Raw genomic sequence first — 25,906 nt, 5'->3', positions numbered from 1 at the left:
GAAAGCCCATATATGGACGTAACGTTCTCAACCTTCCTCGGCCAAATTGTGTCGAACCCAGTCCTTGCCGTCACCGTGATCCTCGCGCTCGGCGCCATCTTCGTCAATGGATGGACCGACGCGCCCAACGCCATCGCGACCTGCGTCACTACGCGTTGCATGCCCGCCCGCGCCGCCATTCTCATGAGCGCCGCATTCAACTTCCTCGGCGTGCTCATCATGACGCACTTTAATGCGAGCGTCGCCAACACCATCTCACATATCGTCGACTTTGGCGGAAACAGCACCATGGCGCTCGCCTGTCTGTGCGCGGCGCTGTTCTCCATCGTCGTCTACGGTGCCACAGCGTCGCGTTTTGGCATCCCCACCTCGCAAAGCCACAGCCTTATCGCCGGCCTGACCGGTGCCGCTATCGCCCTCGGCGGCGCGAGCAGCGTCAACGTCCACGAGTGGATGAAGGTCATCTACGGCCTGGCGCTCTCCATCGGCCTGGGCTTTGTCATGGGCTGGGTCCTGTGCAAACTCGTCTCGATTCTTTTCGCCGCCGCCAACAGGCGACGTGCCAATGTCTTCTTTAAATACGCTCAGATCGCGAGCGCCGCGGCCATGAGCTTTATGCACGGCGCGCAGGATGGACAGAAGTTCATCGGCGTGCTCTTTTTAGGCGTGGCCTTCGCAAACGGCCAGACCAGCGTCGGCGATGCCGGCATCCCCATCTGGATTATGCTGCTGTGCTCGGCCACTATGGGTATCGGTACCAGCGTGGGCGGTGAGCGCATCATCAAGTCCGTCGGCCAGAGCATGGTTAAGCTCGAGAAGTATCAGGGCTTCTCCGCCGACCTCGCGGGCGCCGCGAACCTGCTGCTTGCCACCCTTACCGGCATCCCCGTGTCCTCCACACACATCAAGACCTGCGCCATCATGGGCGTCGGTGCCGTCAAGCGCCTCTCGGCCATCAACTTCGGAGTCGTCAAGGACATGATGTTCACCTGGTTCTTCACCTTCCCCGCCTGCGGACTCATCAGCTTTGTCATGGCCAAGCTGTTCATGATGTTCCTCTAATCAAACCGAACGTCCATCCGGACCGCAACACTTCGCCCACCCGTCTTCGCCTCGAAAGGACCCACCCATGGCAAAGAAACCCGATTCGTTCTACTTTGACAACTACGTCGCTTGCGCCGACCTCGCCGTCCAGGCCGCAGAGCTGCTCACCAAGATTTTTGAGAACTTCGATCCCGCGCAGATTCACGACATGCTCAATAAGATGCATGCGATTGAGCATGCGGCAGACAAGAAGCACCACGAGCTCGAAGACGCCCTGCTCACCGCCTTTATCACCCCGCTCGAGCGCGAGGATCTGGATCTGATGAGCTGCGCGCTCGACACCGTGCTCGACCGCATCGAGGGCGTCGTGCAGCGCGTCTACTTCACCAACATCCAGAGCATCCATCCCGACGCCATCGTCATCGCCCACAAGGTGACTGACGCCTGCCGCGCCATGAAAGACCTGATGGTCGAGCTGCCCAACTACCGCAAGTCCAAAACGCTGCGCGAGCTCGTCATCCAGATCAACACCATCGAGTCCGAGGCCGACGAGCTCTATATCAACGCCATGCGCAACCTGCACGTCAACGGCAAGGACCCGCTCGAGGTCATCGCCTGGCGTGACGTCTACGCATTCCTGGAGTACTGCGCCGACTGCTGCGAGAATGTGGCCGATGTCGTGGATTCGATTGTCATGAAGAACAGTTAATTGGGGGTACGTGTCCCGGCGGCGAAGGGCCGGCCACGGTTTGCTTTCTCACTCCAGCTGCTTTGCAGAGTCGTTCGAAAGCAAACCGTGGCCGGCCCTTCGCCTTACGTACCACCATTGGGAACTTTGGCTGATACTTTGAAAGCAATGAGGCTTTTGTTGGCAGGGCCTTGAGCCCGATTGGGAACTTTGGGACCGCCTTAAACGTTTGGCTGGATGGAGCTTTGGGTACCCTTTGTTTTGCTTTGGGTTGATACACTGAATTTGGAGGGCTTGGTTGTGAGTTATTTGGATCTGGCTCGGGCTCGGTATTCTTGTCGTGAGTTTGAAGATCGGGCTGTGGAGCAGGCTGTGGTGGATGCCATTGTTGAGGCTGGGCGTATTGCTCCTTCTGCTTGTAATAATCATCCAACCCGTGTGATGGTGTTGGATACGCCTGAGCTTCTGGAGAAGGCTGCTGCTTGTCAGCCTCGGTTTGCTCGTGATGGGTCTATCTTTGGCGCTCCGCTTATCTTCCTTATTTGCAGCGTTACCGATGATGCCTGGGTGCGCCCGTATGATCAGATGAACTCGAGTGCCATCGATACTTCGATCGTCTGCGATCAGATGATGATGGAGGCCACCGAGCAGGGCCTGGGAACGTGCTGGGTATGCCATTTTAAGCCTGGGGTGGCACAGGAGCAGTTCAATCTGCCCAAGGGCGTCTATCCCTATCACATGCTCGTCTGTGGATATCCTGCCGACCACATCGCCGATCCCGAGCATCGCGAGGCCCGTACCATTCCCCTCTCCGACTTCCTCCTCAAGTAGGTTTTGGGACATGCCTTAAAACCTACCCTTGACCGCTCACCCGTTCGCCGAGTTCTGCGCCATTATGTGCAGGGCTCGGTTTTTTATGTTACGCACTCCGGCACAGTCATAAAAAAGGACCCGCAAGCTGCGGGTCCTTTCTAGGCACTAAATTGTAGGCCGAATGTTAGTCCAGGTCGTCGGCAGCAAAGTTGTCGATCGGGGCGAAGGGATCGGCCACGGGGACAACCGGGTCAGCGACGGGCAGCGGCTCGGCGGGAACAGTCACTGCAGGAGAAGCGGCAGAACCGACCGGCGTGGAAGCCATCAGATCGGCCGAGAAGGAATTCTGGGCATCGTCCATGAAGTGCTGGATGAGCTTGAGATACTCTGCCTTGAACTCCTCACGGGAAGCCTTGAGACGATCGATCTCCTCGAGCTCGGCCTGCTTCTCGGTCAGAGCCTGGCGGATAACCTCGCGGGCCTTGGCGTCAGCCTCGTTGCGGATACGCTCAGCGTTCTCGTTGGCATCGTTGACGATGGTCTCAGCGGTCTGCTGGGCAGCGATCAGGGCAGCGGAAATCTGGCGCTCCTGAGCGGAGAAGTCAGGGGCGGGAGCAGCCACGGGGGCGGCAGGAACGGCCTGGGCGGCGGCATCCTGAGCCTGGGCAAGCTGAGCCTGCGCATCGGCAAGCTGCTGCTCGGTAGCAGTCAGACGACCCTTAAGGTCGACGATCTTAGCGAGCATAGCGTCAACCTCGGAGGACAGCGTCTCCAAGAAGACGTCGACCTCGGCAGGATCGTAGCCACGCTTGGCCTCAGAGAAAGTCTGAGCCTGGATGTCTGCAGGGGTAATAGCCATAACAAGTCTCCTTTTTCATCGCCTCGGCGCTACACGCCCGACGTAAGTTACTAAGACAGTTCTACACGAGTATACCTATAAGAAGCTGCAGAACCAGCCTCTGCACCAACTGCAACGCAATAATCGCAACGACCGGCGAAAAATCGATACCGCCCATCGGCGGGATGAAACGACGGAACAGGTTGAGCCACGGACCGCACACGCTATCAAGCACCGCGGCAATATCCTGAAGCAAACCACCCTGCTTCATGGGAATCCACGTCATAAAGCAGTAGACGACAATGAGCGTGGAATAGAAGTTGAACAGCGTGTTGACCAGCTGGACGATAGTGTAGATGTTGATGGGAATCTCCTCGTCTTGTCTTTACTTAAGGTAGCCGTCGGCACGAAGCTTCTTGAGATCGGAATCTTTGACCTCGCAACCGGCGGGCAGCACCATGAACACGCGGTCGCCCACCTCCTTGACCGTGGCACCCAGACCGCAGGCAAAGCCGTAAGAGAAGTCCAAGACGCGCTTGGCAACTTCGGTGCGTACGCCCACAAAAATCAGTGCGACAGGCTGCTTGGTGCGAACGCGGCGCACCACGGTCTCCACGTCGTCATAGCTCTCGGGGCGCAGGACATAGGCCGGCAGCTGCGGCGTGGCGTTGATGATATTGCTCGCATAGGCCGAGGCATCGCTCGGTGCAGGCGCGGGTGCAGCGGCGGCACGGGCGCGGGTATTCTCGGCGTAGCTCGACGGCGTGTCATAGGCACCAGGACGATAACCGCTCGCAACACTGTCCTGCGAGCGCGAAGGCGGGTTATACGTCGTGGCATGGCGGGAGTCATCGCCGACCAGCTGACCGGAGCGCGTATACACGGCAACCGACTCAGCTTCACCGCGGCGCGTCTGGCCAAGCAGACCGTTGCTCGGCTCGTCTTGGGTGTAGAAGCCCTCGCCCGAAGCACCACTGTAGCCGTTGTTCTGATAGCCATCGTCGTAGCCGTCATCGTAGCCGTAGTCGTCGTCCTGGCCATAACCCTGGTCGTAACCCTGCTGGCCGCCCAGGTGCATCTTATTTTTAATCTCGTCAAGGAAGCCCATGGTTGTGTCCTCTCGCGGTTTAGTGCAGGCGCCCCGATAATCAGTGCGCACTTCAGAGCCTTATTTTACTGCAAACTCCGGGCTAAATACTACCCTGCCCAGGCGAACGAGCGTAGAGCCCTCCTCAAGGGCAGACTCAAAGTCCTCGCTCATACCGCAGGAAAGCTCAGGCAGGTTCAAATCGGGATGCGCCGCCTCCAGCTCATCCCTCAGCTCACGAAGCCCCGCAAAGGTGCGGCGTGCCACATCCTTATTCCCCCGGGGCGCCATAGTCATAAGCCCCTGTACGCAAATTCCCTCAAGTTCTGCAAGCTCACCCGCGGCGGCGCGAATCTCATCGGGTGAAAAGCCTCCCTTCGACTCCTCACCACTCACATTGACCTCAATGAGCACACGCTGGGGGCCGACGAGCTCGCCTGCCTCAATCTTGCGAACAGCACGGCTCGAGATCGCCTGCGCCAGATGCAGCGAACCCACCGAGTGAATCAGCTCGGCTGAGCCCAGCACCGCATTGATCTTATTGGTCTGCAGGTTGCCGATCATATCGAAGCGCACCTCGGGCAGCTCCGGATGCTCCGCCAGACCCGTGAGCTTGCGAACCAGCTCCTGCGGGCGGTTCTCGGCAAAATGGCGATACCCCGCCTGGATGGCGGCAACGGTCTCATCGACACCAACGGTCTTGGACACGGCAATGAGGCTCGCGGCGTCGTGGGGACGGCCCGCGCGATCGAGCGCCGCATAAAAACGTTCCAGAATCTGCTCGCGGCGAGCGCGCATCAAGTCCAAATAGTTATCCATTGCCAATCGCCTCCGCTGACAGCCAAACAAGTAGTCCCATGCTAACGCAAGAGCGCGGCCCCGCATGTGCAAGGCCGCGCTCACTTAGGTATTTACAATCTTTCGACGAACGGGGTTACTTACTCCTCGTCGTCCTCGCCATCGTCCTCATCCTCAAGATGATCGAGCAGGTAGCGAAGACCCTCGCTGACCTCGTTAACGGGCACCTTGGCAACGTAGCGTGCATCGACGGCGGGCCTCATGATAACACCCTCGCCCGAAGGCACGCGCATGCTCTCGAGCTCATCCTCATCAGTGCAGGCGATATCACCGGCAGTCATACGCTGTCCGGTCAACAGGAAGGTCAGACGGCAGGCGGCATCGATGGAAATCGAGGCGATGCGATCGAGATAGCGCGATACCATGATGGCGCGGCGCAGGTCGTCATAGTTGCTGTCGTCGTCCATAAAATCGCCCGTGTCCATGCGGTTAAAGGTGCGGAAGAACTTCTCGTAGGCGGCGTGCACTGGCTCGTCCTCGACGGCCAAGTTGCAGATGATGGACATGTCGTTGGTGACGAGCGCAGAAAGCGAAGAGCCCAGCACCTGGTAGACGGCCTCAGCCTCGGCCTCGACCGTGCCGACAAGCTCCTTGGGCAGCGAGATGTCGGCCTTGATCATATGACGCGTGGCGCGGCAAATCTGGCGAACCTTATCGGTCATGCGCTGCAGGTTAAAGTCGACGTAGATGATCGTCTGCAGCAAGCGGAAGTCGGAGGCGACCGGTGACTGCGTGGCAATCAGGTTGTAGCAGACGGCCTCCAGGTTGGCGCAGCGTGCGTCAATCGAAAGCGTGCGCTTCTTGGTCTTGGTGGCGAGCTTGCGGTCGTCGGTCACATAGGCCTTCACGGCATCGTGGAGGGCCAGATCGACGGCCTCGTAGATGCTCAGCATCTCGTGACGGGCCTCGATGAGCTGACGGGAAAACAGTTTGCGCATGGTTCACTCCAATCAGTTGGGTGCGGTCATGCCGCCCGCACAGTGAATACGCACCGGACCAGATCCGATCGGCTTGGGACTAGTCGCACCGATCAGCCAAAGCGGCCGGTGATATAGTCTTCCGTCCGCGAGTCCACCGGGCTGGTGAAGATCGCGTCGGTTTGACCATACTCGATGAGCGTAGCGGGCTCGCCGGCAACTTCCTGCAAGAAGAATGCGGTGTAGTCGCTAATGCGAGCTGCCTGCTGCATTGAATGCGTGACGATGATGATCGTCATCTCGGGCGCCAGCTCGGCCATCAGATCCTCGACCTTAGAGACGGACGTGGGGTCGATGGCGGAGCAGGGCTCGTCCATCAGAAGGACATCGGGTTGCACCGCAAGCACGCGCGCGATGCACAGACGCTGCTGCTGACCGCCCGAGAGCGCCAAACCATCCTTGTTGAGCTGATTGGATACCTCTTTCCAGAGGTTGGCGCGCTTGAGCGATTCTTCCACGATGTCATCGAGGTCACTTTTGCTAGTCACGCCCTGCAGACGAGGGCCAAAGGCGACATTCTCGTAGATGGATTTAGGAAACGGGTTGGGCTGCTGAAAGATCATGCCCACGCGACGACGGAGATCGACCGGGTCGACACCCTCGGCATAGATATCGTTGCCGTCGAGCGTCATGGTGCCCTCGACGCGCGTGCCCTCGATCAGGTCATTCATGCGGTTGATGCAGCGCAAAAACGTCGACTTGCCGCAGCCCGAAGGGCCAATGAAGGAGGTGATGGCGTTTTTGGCGATGTTGAGGTCAAGCCCCGTCAGCGCATGAAAGTCACCGTACCAAAAGTTGAAATCCTTGGCCGTAATGGCCGCTTGCTCCAACGTGGGAGCGGACTGATAAACGGACATGGGACTCCTTAACTAGCGACGCTTGCGCGACAGGAAGCGCGCAAACAGGTTGAAGGCCAGAATGATCACCATCAGCAAGAGCGCGGTGCCGTAGGCTGCGTTCATGTTGATGCCGTCGTTGGCAAGCAGATACAGGTGAACCGTCATGGGGCGGCCGGAATCGAGCGGCGAAATAGGTAGATTGATGGCCTGCCCCATGGTATAGAGCACCACCGCGGTCTCGCCAATGGCACGGCCGATGGCGAGAACGATGCCCGTGGCAATACGGCCAAAGGCAGAAGGAAGCACGATCTTGGAGACAACCTGCCACTTGGTGGCGCCCAGGCCATATGCGCCCCAGCGGATATAGCGCGGAACGGCGCGAATGGCCTCTTCGGTGGTACGCATGACGATGGGAAGCATCAAGAGCGCGAGTGCCAGGGCGGCCGAGACCATCGAAAGGCCCAGGCCCATGGCCTCGACAAACAAGGCGTAGCCAAACAGGCCCATAACGATGGAGGGCACCGAGGCCAAAGCGTCAGCAGCGTAGCGAATGAGCTCGACGACCTTGCCCTGCTTGGCGTACTCGGCCAGATAGACGGCTGCCAGCACAGCGATCGGCGTGCAGATAAGCATGGCGAGCGCCGTCACGTAGACGGTCGATACGATCGTGGGCCAAATTCCGCCCTCGGCGTTGACGCCCTGGGGCCAACCGAAGATAAAGTCGAGCGAGATGTGTGGCAGGCCGTTGATGACCACGTAGGCGATGATAGCGACCAGCACCAGCGTGGTGATGTAGGCAGCGGCACGAAACACGCCAAGCATGATCTTGTTGGACAGGTCCTTGTTGATGCGGCCCTTCTTGCCGTGGGAAAGGGCACGCTTGATGCGCTCGCGCGACGAGGTCGTATCGACCGTCGTGTCAACGGAATCGGACATAGCCTACCCCCTCTTCTTCTTGGAAATCAGACGGACGATGCCCACCAGCGTGGCGGAGATGATAAACAGGACCACGCCCATGCCGAACAGCGCCGAGCGATGCAGACCCGAGGAATAGCTCATGTCGAGCGCGATCTGGCTCGTGAGCGTCGAGATAGGGCTCGCAATGCTGTCGGGAATAACCGGGGCGTTACCCACGACCATGAGCACGGCCATGGTCTCTCCGATGGCACGGCCCATACCCAGCACGATGGCATCCACGATACCCAGCTTAGCGGCAGGTAGCACGACCTTATAGATGGTCTGCCACTTAGTAGCACCCATGGCATACGATGCCTCGCGAATGCCCATGGGAATGGAATTGAGGGCATCGATGGTGAGCGTGGTGATGGTAGGGACGATCATGATGGCGAGCACAAACCACGCCGTCAGCGCACCAAAACCAAGGCCGCCGGTCAGTTGTGCGATAAACGGGCGGATGATGATCATGCCGAAAAAGCCGTAGATGATGGAGGGTATGCCCGCCAGCAGGTCAACGGCGGGGCTGATGAGCTTGCGCACGCGCTTGCTGGCAATCTCGACCAGGTAAACGGCCGTACCCACGCCCAGCGGCACGCCCATGGCGAGCGCACCGACGGTCACCAGACCTGAGCCGGCAAGCAGCGACATGATGCCGTAGTGGCCCTCAGAGGGCGCCCACGTAAAGCTAAAGAAGTCCGCCAGACCGATGTCGGTAAAGACGGGCAGCGCCGAGTACGTGGTAAAGACAAAAATCAGGATGACGGTAACGACCGCCAAGAACGCGCAGGCAAAGAAGATCCACTGCAGCGCCTTCTCCTTGATATAGGTACTGCGCGATACGAGCGCCAGCTCGCGCTTCTTGGGTGCCTGAGCATTCTGCTCAGTCTGGGAGTTTTCCTGTGCTTCCATGCTACTCACTCCCCTTCTCGTCGTTGGTGACGGGAATAAAGCCCGCCTCGCGAATCTGCTTGTCCATCTTTTCGGACGTCACGTAGTCGATGTAATCCTGCGCCTGCTGCGAAGGCGCACCCTTCACAAAGAAGTAAAGGTCGCGCGAGATGGGATAGCCGCCACTCGCGACCGTCTTCTCGGACGCCTCAACATGATTGACCGAGACAGCCTTGACCGAGGTCTTGGCGTTGAGGCTATCGACGAAGCCCAGCGAAATGTAGCCGATGGCCCCACGCGAACGAGATACCACGTCGCGCACCTGGCCCGTACCCGAAAGAACAGCCGAGCGGCGATCGAACGGCGTGCCATCCATCACGATGGTACGGAAGGCCTCGCGCGTACCGGACGCCTCGTCTCGGTTGATGACCTGAATCCTCAGGTCCTCGCCACCGACCTCTTTCCAATTGGTAATCTTGCCGGCGTAGATATCGCGGAGCTGCTCGGTCGAGAGGTTATCGACGGGGTTGTCGTCGTTCACGATGACCGCAATACCGTCGTGGGCAATGACGATGGGAGTCAGGCCCAGATCCTGTTCGTCGGCATTGAGTCCACGGGAGGAGCTGGCGATATCGGCCGTGCCGGCGCTGACGGCCTCGATCCCAGCGGAAGAACCCAAACCGGAAACGAGCACGTCGATGCCGGTCTCCTCCTTAAAGCCCTCGGCCGCAATCTCGGCGATAGGAAGGCAGGTCGTGGAGCCGGCCACGGTAATGGAAGAGGTAGAAGATCCCGAAGAACAGGCGCACAGCGTAAGCGTAAGCACAGCGGCGCTCAGGACCGATACGATCTTTCTCATAGCATCACGCCGATCGCAGCATGGCGCCCACAGGTGCCGTCCTCGTTACGGTAGGAATAAAAGCGGTCGTTCTGACGCACGGTCGAAAGCTGGGTATCCACGATATTATCCGCGTCGACACCGACATCTACCAGCGCCTCGCGAATGGCAGCGGAAAGATCAAGCATGCGAGAGGTATTCGCATCGATGCAAGAGAACTCGGCGGCAAAGCGATCCATGAGTTCCTGGGATACCTCATATTCGTCACCCAAGATATGGGGGCCGATATAGGCGGAAACGTCGCTCGCATCGCAACCGGCAGCATCGCAAAGCGCCTGGCACGCCTTGGCGGAAATACGTGCAATCGTGCCCTTCCAACCGGAGTGCACCACGGCAAATCCGCCGGGGGCCACCAGCACCACGGGAACGCAGTCGGCAAAGCAGAGCAGCACGGGCACGTTATGCGCCGTGCAGACGATGGCATCACAGCCCTCGGCAATCTGCTCGCGAACGTCCTCAAGGTCATCGGCGCCGTTCGAGGGCACCGCAACGATATGATCACCATGGACCTGATTGGGAACGAGCAGGTTGTGCTCGCACTCGGCGGCACCCATAGCCTCGAGCGCACGACGACGATTTTCTTGAACAGCAAAGGGGTCATCGCCAACATGCGAGCCCAAGTTGAGTGAGGAGTACGCATCTTCGGAAACGCCACCGGCGCGCTCGGTGAAGGCAAAGCGAACATCGGATGTCGCGCCCTCCACCAACGTAACTCCATCATGGTCGACACGCGAAACTTTGTCCGCACGTGCTGCCATACTAAAGCCTCCTAATAACACAAGTACCGCGGCATCGCCGCTACAGCCCGCGTTTATACGGCTGTCATACTTCTCTAAAAGGATACCTGCTGCGCTGGAGGCAATCGTAAAGGGAACGTAAAGAGATTGGAGGTTCTAGTTTACAAAGTCGAAATAAAAAGGGCGCGTCCATACGGACACGCCCCTGTGCACAACAATGCAAAGAACGACTTAGAAGCTACCGCGCTTCAGGAAGTCGGGAAGCTCGAACTGATCGTTGCCGAAGTTAGGAAGCTCGGTGCCACCGACGTTGCGGGTCGGAGCGGCCTGAGCCGGGCTCGTGGCAGGAGCGGTGCGCTGCGGCTCAGCGGAGGCAGCGGCCTTGCTCTGAGACTGCTGAGCAGCAAAGAGCTCGTCCTGACGGTTGACGTTGGAGTCGGAGAAGCCCGTAGCGATGACGGTGATACGCACCTGATCGCCCAGGGACTCGTCGACAACGGTACCGAAGATGATGTTGGCCTCGGGGTCGACGGCGTTGGCGACAACGTCGGCGGCGTCGCTGATCTCCTGGATGCCCAGGTCCTTGGAACCGGCGATGGAGAGCAGCACGCGCGTGGCACCATCGATGGAGCTCTCGAGCAGCGGGCTGGAGATGGCCTGCTGGGCAGCGTCGACGGCACGGGTGTCCCCAGAAGAGGTACCGATACCCATCATGGCGGTACCGGCCTGCTTCATGATGGTCTTAACATCGGCGAAGTCCAGGTTGATGATACCGGGGACGGTGATGAGGTCGGTGATGCCCTGGGTGCCCTGGGAAAGGACGCCATCGGCAATCGCGAAGGCCTCGAGCATGGTGGTCTTCTTCTCGGCGATGTCGAGCAGCTTATCGTTAGGGATGACGATCATGGTGTCGACGCAATCGGAGAGGGTCTTAATGCCCTCCTCGGCGCTCTTCTTGCGCTTGCGGCCCTCGAAGGTGAAGGGCTTGGTCACGACGGCGACGGTCAGCGCACCGACCTCGTTCATCGCGATATCGGCAACGATGGGAGCAGCGCCGGTACCGGTGCCACCGCCCTCGCCGCAGGTGATGAACACCATGTCGGCGCCAGCGAGCGCCTCGGCAATGTCGTCGCGGGACTCATCGGCAGCCTTGCGGCCAACCTCGGGGTTGGCGCCGGCGCCCAGGCCGCGGGTAAGGTCGGTGCCGATGTGCACCTTGATATCGGCATCAGAGATCGCGAGTGCCTGAGCATCGGTGTTGATGGCAACAAACTCGACGCCGCGGATGCCCTCTTCGATCATTCGATTGACCGCGTTGGTACCGCCGCCGCCGACGCCGACCACCTTAATGACGGCAAGGTAGTTGTTGATCTCTGTCTCGTGCATGTCGGTCCTCCGAACAAAGGTTATAGCCATAGCATGGGTCGACCCCTGCGCACATTAACCTTCAGGTTGAAAGTAAATGCAAAGGTAAACCGTATTATGTTTGCACATTATGAACGTATCAGTCAAATAATTGACCGTGAAAACCAAACAAACCAGATAAACGGCGTGGTATGGCCCCTCAACAAAGCATCAACCAGCGCTACGAGGTCGGAGCGTTCCTAAATGTATAGTTACCCGGAGAGCGCACATTGATATACGTTACGCCCTCTACCTGCGAAAGCAGCTTGGTGACTACGCGCTCCTTCTTGACGATATCGTTCGAATCGCCCAGCGACACCTCAATGCCGTTATTGAGGTTTGCCGAGATGGCTTCGACCGAAGGCGTGGAAATATCCTTGACTTGTCCCAAGAACTCGCTCGAAAAACCACGCACATAATCCAAGCCAGCCTTAACGGCCTTGGAGCTCACTGCCTGGCCGGAAACCGGAGCGACATCCGCCGAGACATCAGTCAACAGCACCGCGCCATAGTGCTTAGCGAGCGCCAGCGCGGCATCGATTCCGGTCAAGGTATTTGAGCCCTGCCCTGTCGTGATGACGTTGCCTTGGTCGTCCACTTCGACCGACGTCGACAGTGGGGCGATCCAGGTGTCATCATCCCCGATGGCCCAGGCAAGGTCATCGGAACTGATATAGGCAATTGCGATGACCTTGCGCTCCATCGGCGTAATGATGAGCGTATGCGGGAACTGACGCTGGACATCCACGCCCGAGACCCACGGATTCTGCTTGAGGTCCTCGGTAATCTGGTCGGGATCGACGTTAAAAAGCGACGTTCCCTCGGGCAAATCGATCAGCTGGATAGCATCGTGCTTCGTCACATGCTCGCTGCCTTGAATCTGAATATCAGTGGCGGTAAACAATCCAGAGTTGATCACCACGATGGCAACGACGACGAGCACGGCCAAGGCGGCCAGAACGCCGCCCACGATTTTGCCTTTGCCTGCAACGACAGAAGCGGCGTCTGATGTTTTATTTACCATCGCCCCAAGTGAAGACAACGGGTTGACGCTTTTTTTACCCGAAGGCTTCTTGGCGGTAGCCGGCACCGATGTCAGCGAGCGCGGTTTCGATGCGCCCAGTGTGCGACCTGGACGCGCCGCTTTAGTTCCCGTCGAGGGCTTAGGAGTTGCCATGGGGCGGGCAGGCTTGGCGCCCATAACAGGCTTTGAAGTCACCGAGGGACGCGAGGACTTTTTTGCGGCCGGACGATTACCGAGCTGCGAGCCGACGACCGGACGACTGGTCTGTCGAGCATGCCCGACAGACTTAGAATGCGCGACGGTATTGCGTTGAGGTTTGGCAGGCGCGCCGGAACGCCCTCCGGCGCGGCGGAAGGTGGGTTTCGATGCTCTAGAAGCCGAGGAATTTAACTTCCGGTCTGAGCTCGATGCCATACGCCTCCCTCACCTTTCCGTGCACATGTCTGATAACCGCGGCAACGTCATCGGCCGAGGCAGTTCCGTTATTAACGATAAAATTAGCGTGAACGGGCGAAACTTCCGCACCGCCAATCGAAAAACCCTTTAATCCACAATCCTCGATAAGCTTGCCCACACTCGCATCGGGCGGGTTGCGAAAGACCGACCCGCAGGATGCGCGACCCATGGGCTGCGTACGCTTGCGCCTCGTCAGGTACCGCTCCATGCGCTCGCGAATGTCGGCCTTGGGCGCCGGTTTAAGCTTAAGCACGCACTCGAGGATGATCTCATTGCGGGGAAGGCTACATTCTCGGTAGCCCCAAGTGATCTCGGACCCCGCATAATGCTTGATACCGGATGCCGGGTCAAACGTTACGACATCCTCAACCAGCGAGCCAATCCACTCGGTCCGTGTGCCTGCATTCATAGATATCGCACCGCCAACCGAACCAGGGATGCCAACGGCAAACTCAAGGCCCGAGAGGCTACGCGACAGGGCATCGTTGACCAGGCGCGCAAACATCACGCCCGCACCGACCGTCAGCGTACAACCGTCATCGGCAACAACCGTGCGCTGAAACTCACGTCCGAGCGAAATGACGGCACCGCGATAACCGCCATCGGCAACCAGCAGATTGGAGCCCTTGCCGATGATGACCCACGGCACCTGCTCGCGATCGAGCACCGCCACGGCGCGGCGGAGGGCATGATAGCTATGGCACGTCACAAAGAGGTCGGCCTTGCCGCCGATACGATAGCTCGTATGACGCGCAAGGCGCTCGTCCTCGATCACATCCGTGTCGATCATGCCCGAGAGCGCCATGACGGCGTTAAACAGACCCATTAGACTTAAGCGTCTTTCTTGGCAGTCAGATACTCAATGAACTCGGGGCCGACGGTCGTAACGTCACCGGCACCCATAGTGAGCAGCAGGTCGCCCGCGCCCACCATCTGCTCGAGCTCCTGATTGAGCTCAAGACGGCTGGAGCAGTACACGACCTCCTTGCCAGGATGCTTGGCGCGCACGGTATCGGCGAGCATCTTAGAGGTGACACCCGGAATGGGCATCTCGCCAGCCGAGAACACATCAATCAGCAGCAGTTTATCGGCATTGGCAAATGCGTCGGCAAAGTCGTCGCACAGGGCCTGCAGGCGCGAATAACGGTGCGGCTGGAACACGACGTCGACATGCTTGTAGCCCAGCGACGAAGCGGCAGCAAGCGTCGCCTTGATCTCGGTGGGGTGATGGCCGTAATCATCGACCACGGTGATGCCATCGATATCGCCCACGTGGGTAAAGCGACGGCGGACGCCCTCAAAGCTCGAGAGCGCCTTGGCGGCGGCGTCGATGTCAAGGCCCAGGACATGGGCGACGGTGAGCACCGCCGTGGCGTTGAGCATGTTGTGGCGACCGGGATTGCTCTTGATCTCCACGGCATGCTCAGTGCCGTCCTCAAAGCGAACGATAAAGTCACTCTGGATGCCCTTGACATCCGGGTGCATGCAGACGATGTCGTTGCTCTCGGCAAAGCCGTAGGAAAGCACGCGTCGACCGGTCGACTTGGCGAGCTCGACCAGATGCGGGTCCTCACCGCAGACGATGACGGTGCCGTCCTCGCCCACCAGGCTCATGAATTTGGCGAAAGTTGCCTCGATCTCCTCGATACCCGAGTAGTGATCGAGGTGATCGGCCTCGACGTTGGTCACAATGACCACGTTGGGGTCCAGGAACAGGAAGGAGCTGTCGGACTCGTCGGCCTCGGCGACAAAGTAGTCGCCCGAGCCGTTCTTGCCGTTCGTGTCATAGCCCTCGACGATGCCACCGATCAGGAAGCTCGGATCCAGACCCATGCGGTCGAGCATGGTGGCGCACATCGAAGACGTGGTGGTCTTGCCATGCGTGCCGGCAACAGCGACGGTGGTGTAGCCGTGGCCCAAAGCAGAGAGCATCTTGGCACGGGGCCACACGGGAATACCAAGCTCGCGAGCGCGCACGAGCTCGGGGTTGGACTCCGGAATAGCGGTGGAGACAACAACCACGTCGGGCTTGACCTCGTCGATCGTGGCGGCCTCATGGCCCACATGCACCTTCACACCAGCGCGGGTAAGCTGGCGGATATAACGTGACGTCTTAAGGTCGGAGCCGGTAACGGCATAACCGCGCTCGTGCAGAACGAGGGCGATGCCGCTCATGCCGGCGCCGCCGATACCGATAAAGTGGGCGCTCTTAAACTCGGGCGCGGAGGTTGCAGTCTGGGAATCAGCCATGTGCTCGTGTACTCCTTGCGTAAACACTGCCTGTAACCCGTTAACTGTACCGCACCTACCGCATCAGCGCGAGGGCGACCGACGATATCCCGTCTAACTAACGCAAACCCTCTACCGCATCCGCCAGAAGAGCGGCGGCCCTATCCTGGGCCAGACCACGCGCCGCCTGACGCATGGCGTCGCGCGCCGCCGCGTCATCGACCAGGTGCAGCAGTTCATCGGCAAAGGCAGAACCGTCGATATCGGCATCGGCGCAGAGCACACCGGCCCCGGCGTCGACCAGATACCGGGCATTGGTGGTTTGGTGGTCGGCCGTCGCATGCGGGTACGGCACGAGCACCGAAGGCACGGCGAGTGCAGCGATCTCGGCCACGCTCGATGCGCCCGAACGCGAGAGCACCAAATCGGCAGCAGCCAGCATATCGCCCATGTTGTCGATGTAAGGCTGGACGCGGTAACGCTTCGCCTCCTCGGGCGTCAGCGCCAAAGCGCTCTCGGTCTCCTCAAAGCCGTCGGCACCCGTCGAATGCAACACATAGAGGTTCTTGCGCGAAAGCAGCTCGTTTTTGAGCGAGACCACGCGCTCGTTGAGGTGCTGGGCGCCAAGTGAACCGCCAAAGACGAGCAGCAGCGTAGCGTCCTCGGGAACGCCAAGTGCCTTGCGGCCGCGAGCGCGATCGCCCTCGATCACCGAGCGACGTACGGGGTTGCCGGTCATGAGCACGTGGTCAGGGTCACCTTCGCGTTCAAAGACCGAGCGCGCTGCCGGCACCGAGATGCACACGCGGGCGGCGTGGGAGTTCATCATCTTGTTGGCCAGGCCCGGAACAGAGTTCTGCTCATGCAGCAGATACGGAACACCCGCGCCCTTGCACCACCCCAGCAGCGGAACCTCGACATAGGCACCAAAACCGATGGCGGCATCGGGCTTGCCGACCTTTGAGAAATGACTGGCGAGCGCACGCTTGGCCTTGTTGACACGCCATAGCGAGGTCAGCGCCGTCCAAGGACGGGAGCGGTCGAAGCCCGTGACCGTAATGGGCACAAAATCAAACCCAGCCTCAGGGACCAGACGACCCTCGAGCTTGCGCGACTGGCCCACGAACACAACGTGGTGGCCACGATCACGCAGCTCTTCGGCCAAGGCGAGCGCGGGGTTGATGTGTCCTGCCGTACCGCCGGCTGCAATAGCAACGGTCATCTTATCGGTCATGGTAGTCCCTTCGTACACGCGGTCCCTGGTCGTCGGTGCGCAGACGCGCCGACGGGTCCGAGTTCAAATCGATTCGATTATATCCGCCGCCCGCATTGCGAGGGCTGGAGCGCTGAGGACGACCTTGCGGCGCCGTTCGCTGACGCGGGCGGGCTGCCGGCTCGGTCGCAGAGCCATCCAGGACGGTAAAACCGTTACGCGAAGATCGCTCGCCGCGCACGTGGGGCACGCCGGCGGTGCTCTCATCCATAACGGCAAAGCTCTCACGGCGGCGGTCATACTCATCGCGGCGGGCGCTCTCGTACGAAACGCGCAGGATCAACCCGGCAAGCATGAGCGACACAATAATCGACGAACCGCCGTAGCTAATAAACGGCAACGGTTTGCCCGTCATGGGAAATACGTTGAGGATGCCCAGCGCGTTAATCAAAAACTGCACCGCGAGAATGACTGCGGAGCCAGACGCCATGAGCGCGCCCCGACGATCGGTCGCCTGCTCGGCAATGCGAAACGCCGAGTAGATCAGCATCGCAAACACCAAGAAGAACAGCACGGTTCCGACAAAACCGACTTCCTCGCCAATGATGGCCAAGATGTAGTCGTTGTGTGCCTCGGGCAGATACGAGTACTTCATGGTTGAGTTGCCGATGCCACGGCCGAACAGACCGCCCGAGGCAAAGGCCATGATGGCAAGCGTGGCCTGATAGCCGTCACCATACTCGTCGGCCCAAGGGTTCAAGGCAACCTGAATACGCACCATACGGTACGGCTCTGCGACAAGCGCAATCACGATCACGAGAATGCCGAAGATTAGCACGCCGATGATAAATCTGGGGTCGAGACCCGCAAACAACGCCATGCACATGAGGGTCAACAGGATGATCAGGACAGTACCGAAATCGGGCTGGATAAAGATCAGAAAGAGCGAAATGCCAAGGTAGATGCCCATCTTGCGAAGGAATTCGTTGATGTTGCCACCGGGCGAAAAGAAGCGATCAAGCATGATGGCCGAATACGCAATGGCAAATGGCTTTAAAAACTCGGAAGGCTGGAACTGAATGCCGGCGATGTTGAGCCAGCGCGTGGCGCCGCGGCTGCCGCTGCCCACCAAGAACACCAGAAGCAGTAGCCCTATCATGCCGATAAGAAAGATCCTGAGCACATCCTCCCCAAACCAGCTGTCCGGCAAAACGCGCACGATGGCAATCAGCGCCAGAACACCGACCACGGCAAACGCGGCCTGTCGACCCAGAAAAAACGTCGCCGAGCCATTCTCGTGCAGCGCCTCGACCGAAGACGCCGAGTACACCATCAGCAGGCCAAAGCATACCAAGGTAAACAAGCAGGCCATGAATATCAAACGGGGGCGCATGATACGGGCGGGAACGCCGGCAATATAGCGTTCGCTAAACGACTGCCCGCCGCGGCCGGAACGCGGTGTGGTGCGACGTGAGGAAGCACGGTCCGAGTCGGGCCTCCTCATACCTTGTCGGGGGCTCTCCTCTCTCACCGCAACCCCTATTCCATTTGTGATTTCGCCGCAGCGGCAAGCTGGGCCACGTAGTCCTTAAACACGCGGCCGCGCTCCTCATAGCCCGAGAACTCATCGAACGAAGAGCAGGCAGGTGAAAGTAAGATCACGTCGCCACGGCTCGACAACGAACGGGCAACGTCCACGGCGTCGCGTAGGTCATCCGCCTGGGCGATATCCACATCGCCATCGACATCGGCCTCGTCCATAGCGGCGGTGAAGCGCTCGCGCGCATCGCCAAAGCAGACGACCGAGCGCACGTTGTCCATAACGACGCGCGCGAAGTCCGTGAGCGGCGTGCCCTTATCGTGGCCGCCGAGCAGCAAGATCACATCGTCATCGGGAAATGCCGTCAGCGCCTTCTCGACCGCATCGGTGTTGGTCGCCTTGGAATCGTTGACGTAGCGCACGCCGTCAATCTCGCCACACGGCTCCACGCGGTGCTCGAGCGGCTGGAACGAGGCAAGACCGCGGCAGACACCATCGACATCGGCACCGACAGCCAAGGCAGCCGTGGCAGCGCACAGGGCATTGATAACATTGTGATGGCCCGAGATCTTGAGCTCGGATGTAGCGATGAGCGGGGTCTCGACACCCTTCAGACGCACGATCATCTTGCCGTCGCGCACAAAGGCGGCATCCTCGCCCTCAGGCTCGTCAAAGGCAACCTTGCAGATGCGACGACCCGGCGTATAGATGTACTCATCGAACTCGTGAATGCCGGCGTCTTCGACGTCGACAACCACCAGATCGTCATCGACCATATTGTCAAACAGTTTGATCTTGGCAAGTGCATAGTTCTTATGGCTCTTATGCCAGCCCAAGTGGTCGGGAGTGATGTTGAGCAGCACCGCCACGCGGGGGTGGAGCTCGGTTGTCGTAGCAATCTGATAGCTCGAGAGCTCAGCCACAAACCACTCGTTGTGGGCTCGGCCGTCAATCTCGTTGACCGGCGGCTCGCCGATGTTGCCGACAGCAACGCTGGCCTCGCCGGCAGCCTTAAGCAGATAATCAGTCAGCGACGTGGTGGTCGTCTTGCCGTTGGTGCCCGTGATGGCAATCCAGTTATCGGGCGACAGGCGATAGGCAAACTCGGGCTCACCCATAATCTGGGCGGCACGCTCGCGCCCGGCCTTAAAGAAGCCCGAGAACTCCGAGATGCCCGGGCACGTCACGCATACGTCATAGGCGCCCTCGACCTGTTCGGTCCCATAGACAAACGACGCACCAGCAGCCTCGAGCGCACGCGTGGCGTCATTGGGCTCAGAGGTGCCACCGCCATACACGGTAACGGCACTTACGCGCTCGGGATGTGCCAGCGCCCAGCGGGCGACATCGAGACCGGATTTGCCCTGACCCAAAACGAGCAGGCTAAAGACATCAGCAAGAGGCATGAAAGACCACTATCCCAACTGGAAGAACAGGGCAAGGCCAACGGCACCAAAGGCAGCAGCGATAATCCAAAAACGGATGACGACCTTGGTCTCGGCCCAGCCCTTCTTTTCGAAATGATGATGGATGGGCGCCATAAGGAAGACGCGCTTGTGCGTAAAGTGGAAGTAGACAACCTGAATCATGACCGACAGGGTCTCAACGATAAACAGGCCGCCGATGATGAGGGAGACGACCTCGGTGTTGGTCATGATGGACGTGCAGGCAAACGCGGCGCCCAGGGCAAGCGAGCCGGTATCGCCCATAAAGATGCTCGCCGGATAGCAGTTGAACCACAGAAAGCCCAAGCAGGCACCGGCACACGCGGTGCAGAAGATGGACAGGTTCACGTCTCCGTGCAAAAACGCCATGGCAGCCATGGCGAGCATGGCGATCATGGAGGTGCCGCCAGCAAGACCATCAAGGCCATCGGTCAGGTTCACGGCATTAGAAAGACCGGCGATCATCAGCCAGCAAAAGACAATGTAGAGCCACGGGAACGAAAGGCCGCAGATGGTGGTCGAAAGCACGCCAAGGTCAATCGTCAGGCCGCCGGGAAAACGAATCTCGGGGGCGACGCCGCACCAGTTAACGGCAAGTACCGTAAAGGTGACACAGATAATGGTTAGGCCGATCATCTTGGCATGAGGCGTCAGACCGAGCGAGCGCCCATGCGTAACGGAGGTCAGGTCGTCGATCAGGCCCAGCACGCCGGTCGCCAGCGTGGCGAGCAGCACGAGCACGAGCTCGGTGGTGAGCTTGCCCATCAGCAGGCAGGTCAGCGAGATCGCGACGAGGATGACAACGCCACCCATGGTGGGCGTTCCCTGCTTAACCAAATGACGCTTGGGGCCGTCGGCACGAACCTGCTGGCCGATACCCTCGACCTTGAGCAGCTTGATCCACCACGGCATGAGCAGCAGCGCAATGGCAGCGGCGATGCCAAGCCCCAAAAAAGCCTGATACGTTGGATACGAGGGATTGCCGAACATGGGCTAGCACACACCTTCCACAAAGCGGTCGAGCTCAACAAAGCGGGAACCCTTGACCAGTACAACATCATGTTTTTCAAGCGCGCCGCCCATGCGGTCGAGCACCTGCTGATAATCGGAGAACACCTGGATGCGGTCCTCGTCCATACCCATCATGCGCGCGGCATCGGCCATAAGCTGGGCCAGCTCACCACCCACGCACGCCAGCATGTCGAGCTTCTTGGCGGCGGCATAGGCGCCCACGAGCTCATGCATGCGAGGAGCCTCATCGCCCATCTCGCCCATCTCGCCCAGGATCGCCATGCGAGACCCCGTGCACGAAAGCGAGCACAGTAGATCGAGACCAGCAGCCATGGATTCGGCGCTGGCGTTATAGGAATCGTCAATGACGCGGGCACCGCTCTTGGCGCGCTTGATCTCCTGGCGGTGACCGGTGATCGTGAGGCCTCTAAAGGCAGCATCGATCTGCTCGGGCGTCACGCCCAAGCGATAGGCAACTGCGGCGGCCTTAACGGCATTTGGGACGGACTGCACGCCGGGGATGGCAAGCATGGTATCGGTCGTCTCACCCTGGCCAAAATCGAGCGTAAAGACCGGACGGCCCTCGTCATCAACACGAATGTCGCGGGCACGGACCTCATCATCGTCCGAGACGCCGGCCAGCATCACATCGATACCAGCAGGCTGGGCGAACGTATCGCGAATGAACGGCGTAAAGTCGTCCTCACCGCCCAAAACCAGCAGCGGCAAGAAGTCGCCGGCGGCGCGCATACCCTGGACAATCTCGGCCTTAGCGCGGGCGATGTTCTCGCGGCTGCCCAAAATGCCGATGTGAGAGGTGCCGATCTTGCTCACGATGGCAAAGTTGGGATTGGCGGACTGGGAAAGGCGCTCGATCTCGTGGAAATGGTTCATGCCCATCTCGAGCACCAGGACCTCGGTATCGGCCGGAGCGGAAAGCACCGTGAGCGGCATGCCGATCAGGTTATTGAAATTGCCCTTGGTGGCCCAGACACGATAGCGCTTGGCGAGCACGGCGGCGAGCACGTCCTTGGTCGTCGTCTTGCCGATGGAACCGGTAATGCCAACGACCAGGCAGCCAAGCTCCAGGCGATACGCGTGCGCCAAACGCAGCAGAAACTCCTCGGGATCATCGGTCAGCAGGATGGCGCATCCTTTGTCCTGCGCCAGCGAGACCAGCTCGGCCTCGGGCTCACGCGTCATCACGACGGCGCCGGCACCCGACTGGACGGCACGGGAAGCAAAATCATTGCCGTCGACGTTTTCACCGGGAAAGGCGACGAAAATCGTCCCTTCCTCGACCTGGCGCGAGTCGATAACGCACCCGCGGCATACCCGATCGGCTTCTCCCGTCACGGTTCGGGCCCCTGTTGCGGCCGCGAGGTTGTTGACGGCGATCTCTATCATTGCAGCTCCCCTGTAAACCTAATAATGCTATCGGCGTATTGTATCCCAGCGCCGCGCATGCGTGGTGCAGGGCATGTGAACACCCTCATATGGGACAACAAACCACGCCCCAAAGATTGTAACCCCCTACTTCGTGTGCGGGATACCCAGCACGTCGAGCGCGTTGGCCATAATGGACTGGAACGGCACCGCAGCGGCATCTGAGCCGCTCGGCGTTCCGTCGAGCGTGATATAGCACAGCACCTTGGGCGATTGTGCCGGTGCAAAGCCCATAAAGGACGACATGTAGTTCTCCTTGAGGTAGCCGCCGTTCTCGTCGGCACGTTCGGCCGTACCGGTCTTACCCGCCACGTCATAGCCGTCAACCGCGCCGCCAACGCCCGTTCCCTCGGACACGACCGTCTGCATGCACGATGTCACCTGGGATGCGGCGTCCTCCGAAATCGCGCGCTCGCCTTCGCCCCAGTCCTTCTCGTCGCCTTTGCTGGACTTATAGAAGTGCGGTGTCATCATCACGCCGCCGTTGGCGATGCCGCCCACGGCACGTGCGATCTCAATCGGCGAGACGGACAGTGCCTGTCCAAAGCTCATCGAGCCCAGCGTGGCGCCGTCATACTGGTCACGCTCCTTGACGATACCCAGGCTCTCTCCCGGAAAATCGACACCCGAGCTGTGACCGATGCCCCACTTGTCCACATAGGCGGCAAAGTCGTCGGCACCGATCTTGCGCCCCACTAGGACAAAGCCCACGTTGGACGAACGGCGCATCATCTCGCGCACATCCATGGTCATGGCATAGTCGCGCTTGTCGGCATCGGTGACGGTATCGTCGCCCACCTTGATGCTCGCCGGCACCTCAAACGACGTACTCGATCGCACGACGCCCAAGTCGAAGCCGGCGCCCGCCACGAGCGTCTTAAAGACCGAGCCGGGCTCGTAGGCGTCGGTGACCAGGCGCAGATTCATATCCTCGGTCTTGGCATTCTCCAGATCGGTCTGGTCGTAGGTCGGGTACGAGCAGGCTGCCAAAATCTCGCCTGTCGTAGGATCGGTGACCAGCGCCGAGCCGTTCTTGGCCTTAGTCTTCTCAACTGCCTCTGCCAGGGCATCCTCGGCCGCACGCTGGATATTGACGTCGAGCGTCGTCACGATATCAACGCCGTCGACCGCAGCCACCTTTTTATAGGCACCGCCCGCAATATAGCTGCCGTCCCTCGCGCGCTCGCGTACGAGAGAACCGTTCGTGCCGGTCAGAAGCTTGTTGTATTGCTTTTCGAGACCCGTCAAGCCATCGTTGTCTACATTCACTACACCCAGCACCTGCGATGCCAGATTGCCGTATGGATATACGCGCTTCATGGCCTGCTCAAAAAGCACGCCGGGCAGGTTCTTCTTCTCCAGCGGCGCAACATCGTCTTCGTCCACCTGGCGCTTGATATACACCCAGGTTCCATCGGACTCAACGAGCTTGCGGCAGGTCTTTTTATCGATTCCAGTTGCCTTGACCAGCGCCGACACCGTCTTGTCAACATCCTCGACAAGCTGCGGGTTCACGGCGATGTTGCGACATTCGACCGACGACGCCAACACGTTGCCGTTGCGGTCGTAGATGGTGCCGCGTTTGGCATAGAGGGTCTGCGCAAGCAGGCGGCGCGCATCGGCACGCTCGCGCAGTTTATCGGCTTCGACAATTTGATAGTCGGCAAGGCGAAAGACGCCCAAGCCCAAGCCAAGCCCGATGAAGCCCATGACGGCTTTGCGGCGAGGCAGAGGTGCGCCTGTGAGCCATTCGGTCGACGAACTCTTGCGCGACCTGGTGTTATGCACTTGAGGGCCGCCCGAGCCGCGAAGTCGCGACGCCGGGTCGTTGCCACGGGACCGCCCGGCGTTGTAAGATTGCCGACCCGTTCCTTGATAACCAGAACGTCCCCGCGACGAGGGACGTCCAGAACCGCGGCCCCCATCGGAACCGCGGCGATAGTCATTTGTCATACTCAGCTACCGTCTTGCTACTGAGCGGTCGCGGTCGCGTTGGCGCCCGCGGCTGCATCCTGCGAAAAGTCAAGTGTAACGCTCTCGCTGGGCTCCACCATGCCATAAGCGCCCGCAAGGTCGCGAATGCGCGTGTCGGCGCCATAGACCGAATGCATGACCTCCAGGTCGGAGCTCTCATCGGTCGCCTTTTCGAGCGTGTTGGTAAGCTCGGCGTTGCTGTTGAGCACCTGGGCCGTAACGCCGGCGAGTGCCACGCGGGCGACGCCGATCGTCATGAAGATAGCCGCAATGATGCAAAACGTTTTAAGAACGCTCATGAAAACCGGGCTTACCGCCTGGTTTGCCTGACGGCCCGCGCCCGTGTAGACATCAAAGCGCGGCGTGCGCTGCTCACGGGGAGCAACGGGGGCCTGCGGCGTCTCACGATAGGCGGGCATGGCGTTCATATCATAGGCGAGTGCTGCGCTTGAAGTGTTGTAGCCCATGATATGCCGCCTCCCATCCCGAGTACGTTGGTAGTGTGTTTAAACTTCGTTTATGGTGCGAGCGGGAGGTCCAATATCGCGCGGTCGCGCCTACAGACGCTGCGCCACGCGGATTTTGGCTGATCTCGCCCGAGGGTTGCGCTCAACCTCATCAGGCTGGGCAACCAAGGGTTTGCGGGTGATGACCTTGAGTATCGGCACGTTGCCGCACACGCACACCGGAATCTCCGGCGGACACGTGCACCCCTGGCTCATCTCCTTAAAGTGGTTCTTTACGATACGGTCCTCGAGCGAGTGATACGAGATGACGCAGATACGTCCGCCCGGGTTGAGCCACCTGGTGGCGGCATCAAGCCCTCGTTCGAGCACATCGAGCTCGTGATTGACCTCGATGCGAATGGCCTGGAAACTTTTCTTGGCCGGGTGTCCGCCATGCCGACGAGCGGCAGCCGGGATACCCGCCTTGATGATCTCGACAAATTGGCCGGTGGTTTCGATCGGTTCTTGCTCGCGGCGGCGCACGATCTCGCGCGCGATCTGCAAGGCAAACTTCTCTTCGCCGTAGACGCGTAGAATCCGGGCGAGGTCGTGTTCGTTATAGGTGTTGATGACCTCAGCTGCGTTTAAGGTGTTATTACCCGGATCCATCCGCATGTCCAATGGGGCGTCCTCGTTATACGAAAAGCCCCTGCCAGGGATATCGAGTTGCGGTGACGAAACGCCCAAATCGAACAGGAAGCCATCGACCCCGGGCACCTCGGCCGAGCAAAGCAGCTCGTCCAAGTCGCCGAAGTTGCCCTTCAGCAGCTGGTGCGGAACTCCGGGAACCTCGCGGTCCAGACGGGCGCCAGCGGCCTCGAGGGCCATGTCGTCCTGATCGACGCCGAGCAAAAGGCCCGTCTCCCCCACCTGCGCGGCCATCTTTACCGAATGGCCGGCACCGCCAAGGGTGCAATCGCAGACAACGGAGCCGCTCTTTAGCCGCAGCGACTCAAGCACTTCGCCGAGCATGACAGGTTCATGCCGATATTCTTGTGTCAAGATCCCACGCTCCATCCGTTACCCGTGCCTTG

The 25,906-nt window shown here is 59.8% G+C and carries 25 protein-coding genes; 3 read left to right on the top strand and 22 right to left on the bottom strand.

Annotation, left to right across the window (positions count from 1 at the left end):
* Window positions 1-12 precede the first annotated feature (12 nt).
* The 3 genes from LK493_RS03455 to LK493_RS03445 all read left to right on the top strand — a co-directional run bounded on the left by LK493_RS03455 (window position 13) and on the right by LK493_RS03445 (window position 2,563).
* Window positions 13-1,062, top strand: a complete 1,050-nt coding sequence (locus tag LK493_RS03455; RefSeq protein WP_117655139.1) for an inorganic phosphate transporter — start codon at window positions 13-15, stop codon at window positions 1,060-1,062.
* Window positions 1,063-1,129: 67 nt separating this feature from the next.
* Window positions 1,130-1,753, top strand: coding sequence for a DUF47 domain-containing protein (locus LK493_RS03450; protein ID WP_138112201.1), 624 nt, complete (start codon window positions 1,130-1,132; stop codon window positions 1,751-1,753).
* Between the two features lie 279 nt (window positions 1,754-2,032).
* Window positions 2,033-2,563: a nitroreductase family protein gene (locus LK493_RS03445; RefSeq protein ID WP_227790124.1), complete on the top strand. Its 531-nt coding sequence runs from the start codon at window positions 2,033-2,035 to the stop codon at window positions 2,561-2,563.
* A 166-nt stretch (window positions 2,564-2,729) separates the two neighbouring features.
* Here the strand turns inward: LK493_RS03445 and LK493_RS03440 are convergent, their stop codons facing one another.
* The 22 genes from LK493_RS03440 to rsmH form a co-directional block, all read right to left on the bottom strand.
* A complete protein-coding gene (locus LK493_RS03440; RefSeq protein WP_227790123.1) occupies window positions 2,730-3,404 on the bottom strand; it encodes a DivIVA domain-containing protein in 675 nt (224 codons plus the stop codon).
* A gap of 61 nt (window positions 3,405-3,465) precedes the next feature.
* Entirely contained in the window at window positions 3,466-3,711 is a 246-nt protein-coding gene (locus LK493_RS03435; protein WP_227790178.1) for a YggT family protein, read from the bottom strand.
* Window positions 3,712-3,768: 57 nt separating this feature from the next.
* Window positions 3,769-4,491, bottom strand: a complete 723-nt coding sequence (locus LK493_RS03430; RefSeq protein WP_006234245.1) for a cell division protein SepF — start codon at window positions 4,489-4,491, stop codon at window positions 3,769-3,771.
* A 60-nt stretch (window positions 4,492-4,551) separates the two neighbouring features.
* Entirely contained in the window at window positions 4,552-5,289 is a 738-nt protein-coding gene (locus tag LK493_RS03425; RefSeq protein WP_117746754.1) for a YggS family pyridoxal phosphate-dependent enzyme, read from the bottom strand.
* Window positions 5,290-5,408: 119 nt separating this feature from the next.
* On the bottom strand, window positions 5,409-6,266 hold the full coding sequence (locus tag LK493_RS03420) for a phosphate signaling complex PhoU family protein (RefSeq protein ID WP_006234247.1): 858 nt from the start codon (window positions 6,264-6,266) through the stop codon (window positions 5,409-5,411).
* Between the two features lie 92 nt (window positions 6,267-6,358).
* Window positions 6,359-7,162, bottom strand: coding sequence for a phosphate ABC transporter ATP-binding protein PstB (pstB, locus tag LK493_RS03415; RefSeq protein ID WP_089571588.1), 804 nt, complete (start codon window positions 7,160-7,162; stop codon window positions 6,359-6,361).
* 12 nt (window positions 7,163-7,174) lie between these two features.
* Complete coding sequence (pstA, locus tag LK493_RS03410; protein WP_006234250.1) at window positions 7,175-8,080, bottom strand: phosphate ABC transporter permease PstA; 906 nt, start codon at window positions 8,078-8,080, stop codon at window positions 7,175-7,177.
* Window positions 8,081-8,083: 3 nt separating this feature from the next.
* Window positions 8,084-9,010, bottom strand: a complete 927-nt coding sequence (pstC, locus tag LK493_RS03405) for a phosphate ABC transporter permease subunit PstC (protein WP_117769999.1) — start codon at window positions 9,008-9,010, stop codon at window positions 8,084-8,086.
* A 1-nt stretch (window position 9,011) separates the two neighbouring features.
* Entirely contained in the window at window positions 9,012-9,848 is an 837-nt protein-coding gene (locus tag LK493_RS03400) for a phosphate ABC transporter substrate-binding protein (RefSeq protein ID WP_055251678.1), read from the bottom strand.
* Window positions 9,845-10,645, bottom strand: a complete 801-nt coding sequence (locus tag LK493_RS03395; protein WP_227790122.1) for a polyphenol oxidase family protein — start codon at window positions 10,643-10,645, stop codon at window positions 9,845-9,847. The genes LK493_RS03400 and LK493_RS03395 overlap by 4 nt, the downstream gene beginning before the upstream one ends.
* Before the next feature lie 210 nt (window positions 10,646-10,855).
* The gene (ftsZ, locus tag LK493_RS03390) at window positions 10,856-12,010 is read right to left on the bottom strand and encodes a cell division protein FtsZ (RefSeq protein WP_022094491.1); all 1,155 of its coding nucleotides are present in this window, start codon (window positions 12,008-12,010) and stop codon (window positions 10,856-10,858) included.
* Window positions 12,011-12,209: 199 nt separating this feature from the next.
* The gene (locus tag LK493_RS03385; RefSeq protein ID WP_227790121.1) at window positions 12,210-12,998 is read right to left on the bottom strand and encodes a cell division protein FtsQ/DivIB; all 789 of its coding nucleotides are present in this window, start codon (window positions 12,996-12,998) and stop codon (window positions 12,210-12,212) included.
* 424 nt (window positions 12,999-13,422) lie between these two features.
* Window positions 13,423-14,334, bottom strand: a complete 912-nt coding sequence (murB, locus tag LK493_RS03380; RefSeq protein WP_006234257.1) for a UDP-N-acetylmuramate dehydrogenase — start codon at window positions 14,332-14,334, stop codon at window positions 13,423-13,425.
* 5 nt (window positions 14,335-14,339) lie between these two features.
* Entirely contained in the window at window positions 14,340-15,758 is a 1,419-nt protein-coding gene (gene murC, locus LK493_RS03375) for a UDP-N-acetylmuramate--L-alanine ligase (protein WP_227790120.1), read from the bottom strand.
* 97 nt (window positions 15,759-15,855) lie between these two features.
* Complete coding sequence (gene murG, locus LK493_RS03370; protein WP_227790119.1) at window positions 15,856-16,971, bottom strand: undecaprenyldiphospho-muramoylpentapeptide beta-N-acetylglucosaminyltransferase; 1,116 nt, start codon at window positions 16,969-16,971, stop codon at window positions 15,856-15,858.
* Window positions 16,961-18,454 (bottom strand): putative lipid II flippase FtsW, encoded by a 1,494-nt coding sequence (gene ftsW / locus LK493_RS03365; RefSeq protein ID WP_227790118.1) that lies wholly within the window; start codon window positions 18,452-18,454, stop codon window positions 16,961-16,963. Before ftsW ends, murG begins: the two co-directional genes overlap by 11 nt.
* Before the next feature lie 35 nt (window positions 18,455-18,489).
* The gene (gene murD / locus LK493_RS03360) at window positions 18,490-19,896 is read right to left on the bottom strand and encodes a UDP-N-acetylmuramoyl-L-alanine--D-glutamate ligase (RefSeq protein ID WP_227790117.1); all 1,407 of its coding nucleotides are present in this window, start codon (window positions 19,894-19,896) and stop codon (window positions 18,490-18,492) included.
* A 9-nt stretch (window positions 19,897-19,905) separates the two neighbouring features.
* On the bottom strand, window positions 19,906-20,925 hold the full coding sequence (mraY, locus tag LK493_RS03355; RefSeq protein WP_006234262.1) for a phospho-N-acetylmuramoyl-pentapeptide-transferase: 1,020 nt from the start codon (window positions 20,923-20,925) through the stop codon (window positions 19,906-19,908).
* Window positions 20,926-20,928: 3 nt separating this feature from the next.
* Window positions 20,929-22,353 carry a UDP-N-acetylmuramoyl-tripeptide--D-alanyl-D-alanine ligase gene (locus tag LK493_RS03350; RefSeq protein ID WP_227790116.1) on the bottom strand — a complete coding sequence of 475 codons (1,425 nt, stop codon included), beginning with the start codon at window positions 22,351-22,353 and terminating at the stop codon, window positions 20,929-20,931.
* Between the two features lie 126 nt (window positions 22,354-22,479).
* Window positions 22,480-24,180 carry a peptidoglycan D,D-transpeptidase FtsI family protein gene (locus LK493_RS03345; RefSeq protein ID WP_321573264.1) on the bottom strand — a complete coding sequence of 567 codons (1,701 nt, stop codon included), beginning with the start codon at window positions 24,178-24,180 and terminating at the stop codon, window positions 22,480-22,482.
* Between the two features lie 182 nt (window positions 24,181-24,362).
* Window positions 24,363-24,833: a hypothetical protein gene (locus LK493_RS03340; protein WP_022094483.1), complete on the bottom strand. Its 471-nt coding sequence runs from the start codon at window positions 24,831-24,833 to the stop codon at window positions 24,363-24,365.
* Between the two features lie 90 nt (window positions 24,834-24,923).
* On the bottom strand, window positions 24,924-25,889 hold the full coding sequence (gene rsmH / locus LK493_RS03335; protein ID WP_227790115.1) for a 16S rRNA (cytosine(1402)-N(4))-methyltransferase RsmH: 966 nt from the start codon (window positions 25,887-25,889) through the stop codon (window positions 24,924-24,926).
* Window positions 25,890-25,906 lie beyond the last annotated feature (17 nt).

The sequence above is a fragment of the Collinsella aerofaciens genome, from assembly GCF_020709435.1.
Classification (GTDB): domain Bacteria; phylum Actinomycetota; class Coriobacteriia; order Coriobacteriales; family Coriobacteriaceae; genus Collinsella; species Collinsella aerofaciens_AU.
Note: the sequence above shows the minus strand (reverse complement) of the source record. Positions and strands in the feature narration are given on the sequence as shown.

Excerpts from the sequence above, each read along its gene's own strand:
- ftsZ (WP_022094491.1), bottom strand. The coding sequence starts at position 12,010 with ATGCACGAGACAGAGATCAACAACTACCTTGCCGTCATTAAGGTGGTC.
- LK493_RS03340 (WP_022094483.1), bottom strand. The coding sequence starts at position 24,833 with ATGGGCTACAACACTTCAAGCGCAGCACTCGCCTATGATATGAACGCC.
- pstA (WP_006234250.1), bottom strand. The coding sequence starts at position 8,080 with ATGTCCGATTCCGTTGACACGACGGTCGATACGACCTCGTCGCGCGAG.
- LK493_RS03440 (WP_227790123.1), bottom strand. The coding sequence starts at position 3,404 with ATGGCTATTACCCCTGCAGACATCCAGGCTCAGACTTTCTCTGAGGCC.
- murB (WP_006234257.1), bottom strand. The coding sequence starts at position 14,334 with ATGGGTCTGTTTAACGCCGTCATGGCGCTCTCGGGCATGATCGACACG.
- LK493_RS03425 (WP_117746754.1), bottom strand. The coding sequence starts at position 5,289 with ATGGATAACTATTTGGACTTGATGCGCGCTCGCCGCGAGCAGATTCTG.
- mraY (WP_006234262.1), bottom strand. The coding sequence starts at position 20,925 with ATGTTCGGCAATCCCTCGTATCCAACGTATCAGGCTTTTTTGGGGCTT.
- rsmH (WP_227790115.1), bottom strand. The coding sequence starts at position 25,889 with ATGGAGCGTGGGATCTTGACACAAGAATATCGGCATGAACCTGTCATG.
- murC (WP_227790120.1), bottom strand. The coding sequence starts at position 15,758 with ATGGCTGATTCCCAGACTGCAACCTCCGCGCCCGAGTTTAAGAGCGCC.
- LK493_RS03450 (WP_138112201.1), top strand. The coding sequence starts at position 1,130 with ATGGCAAAGAAACCCGATTCGTTCTACTTTGACAACTACGTCGCTTGC.
- LK493_RS03350 (WP_227790116.1), bottom strand. The coding sequence starts at position 22,353 with ATGATAGAGATCGCCGTCAACAACCTCGCGGCCGCAACAGGGGCCCGA.
- LK493_RS03400 (WP_055251678.1), bottom strand. The coding sequence starts at position 9,848 with ATGAGAAAGATCGTATCGGTCCTGAGCGCCGCTGTGCTTACGCTTACG.
- murG (WP_227790119.1), bottom strand. The coding sequence starts at position 16,971 with ATGACCGATAAGATGACCGTTGCTATTGCAGCCGGCGGTACGGCAGGA.
- murD (WP_227790117.1), bottom strand. The coding sequence starts at position 19,896 with ATGCCTCTTGCTGATGTCTTTAGCCTGCTCGTTTTGGGTCAGGGCAAA.
- pstC (WP_117769999.1), bottom strand. The coding sequence starts at position 9,010 with ATGGAAGCACAGGAAAACTCCCAGACTGAGCAGAATGCTCAGGCACCC.
- LK493_RS03395 (WP_227790122.1), bottom strand. The coding sequence starts at position 10,645 with ATGGCAGCACGTGCGGACAAAGTTTCGCGTGTCGACCATGATGGAGTT.
- LK493_RS03420 (WP_006234247.1), bottom strand. The coding sequence starts at position 6,266 with ATGCGCAAACTGTTTTCCCGTCAGCTCATCGAGGCCCGTCACGAGATG.
- pstB (WP_089571588.1), bottom strand. The coding sequence starts at position 7,162 with ATGTCCGTTTATCAGTCCGCTCCCACGTTGGAGCAAGCGGCCATTACG.
- LK493_RS03430 (WP_006234245.1), bottom strand. The coding sequence starts at position 4,491 with ATGGGCTTCCTTGACGAGATTAAAAATAAGATGCACCTGGGCGGCCAG.
- ftsW (WP_227790118.1), bottom strand. The coding sequence starts at position 18,454 with ATGAGGAGGCCCGACTCGGACCGTGCTTCCTCACGTCGCACCACACCG.
- LK493_RS03455 (WP_117655139.1), top strand. The coding sequence starts at position 13 with ATGGACGTAACGTTCTCAACCTTCCTCGGCCAAATTGTGTCGAACCCA.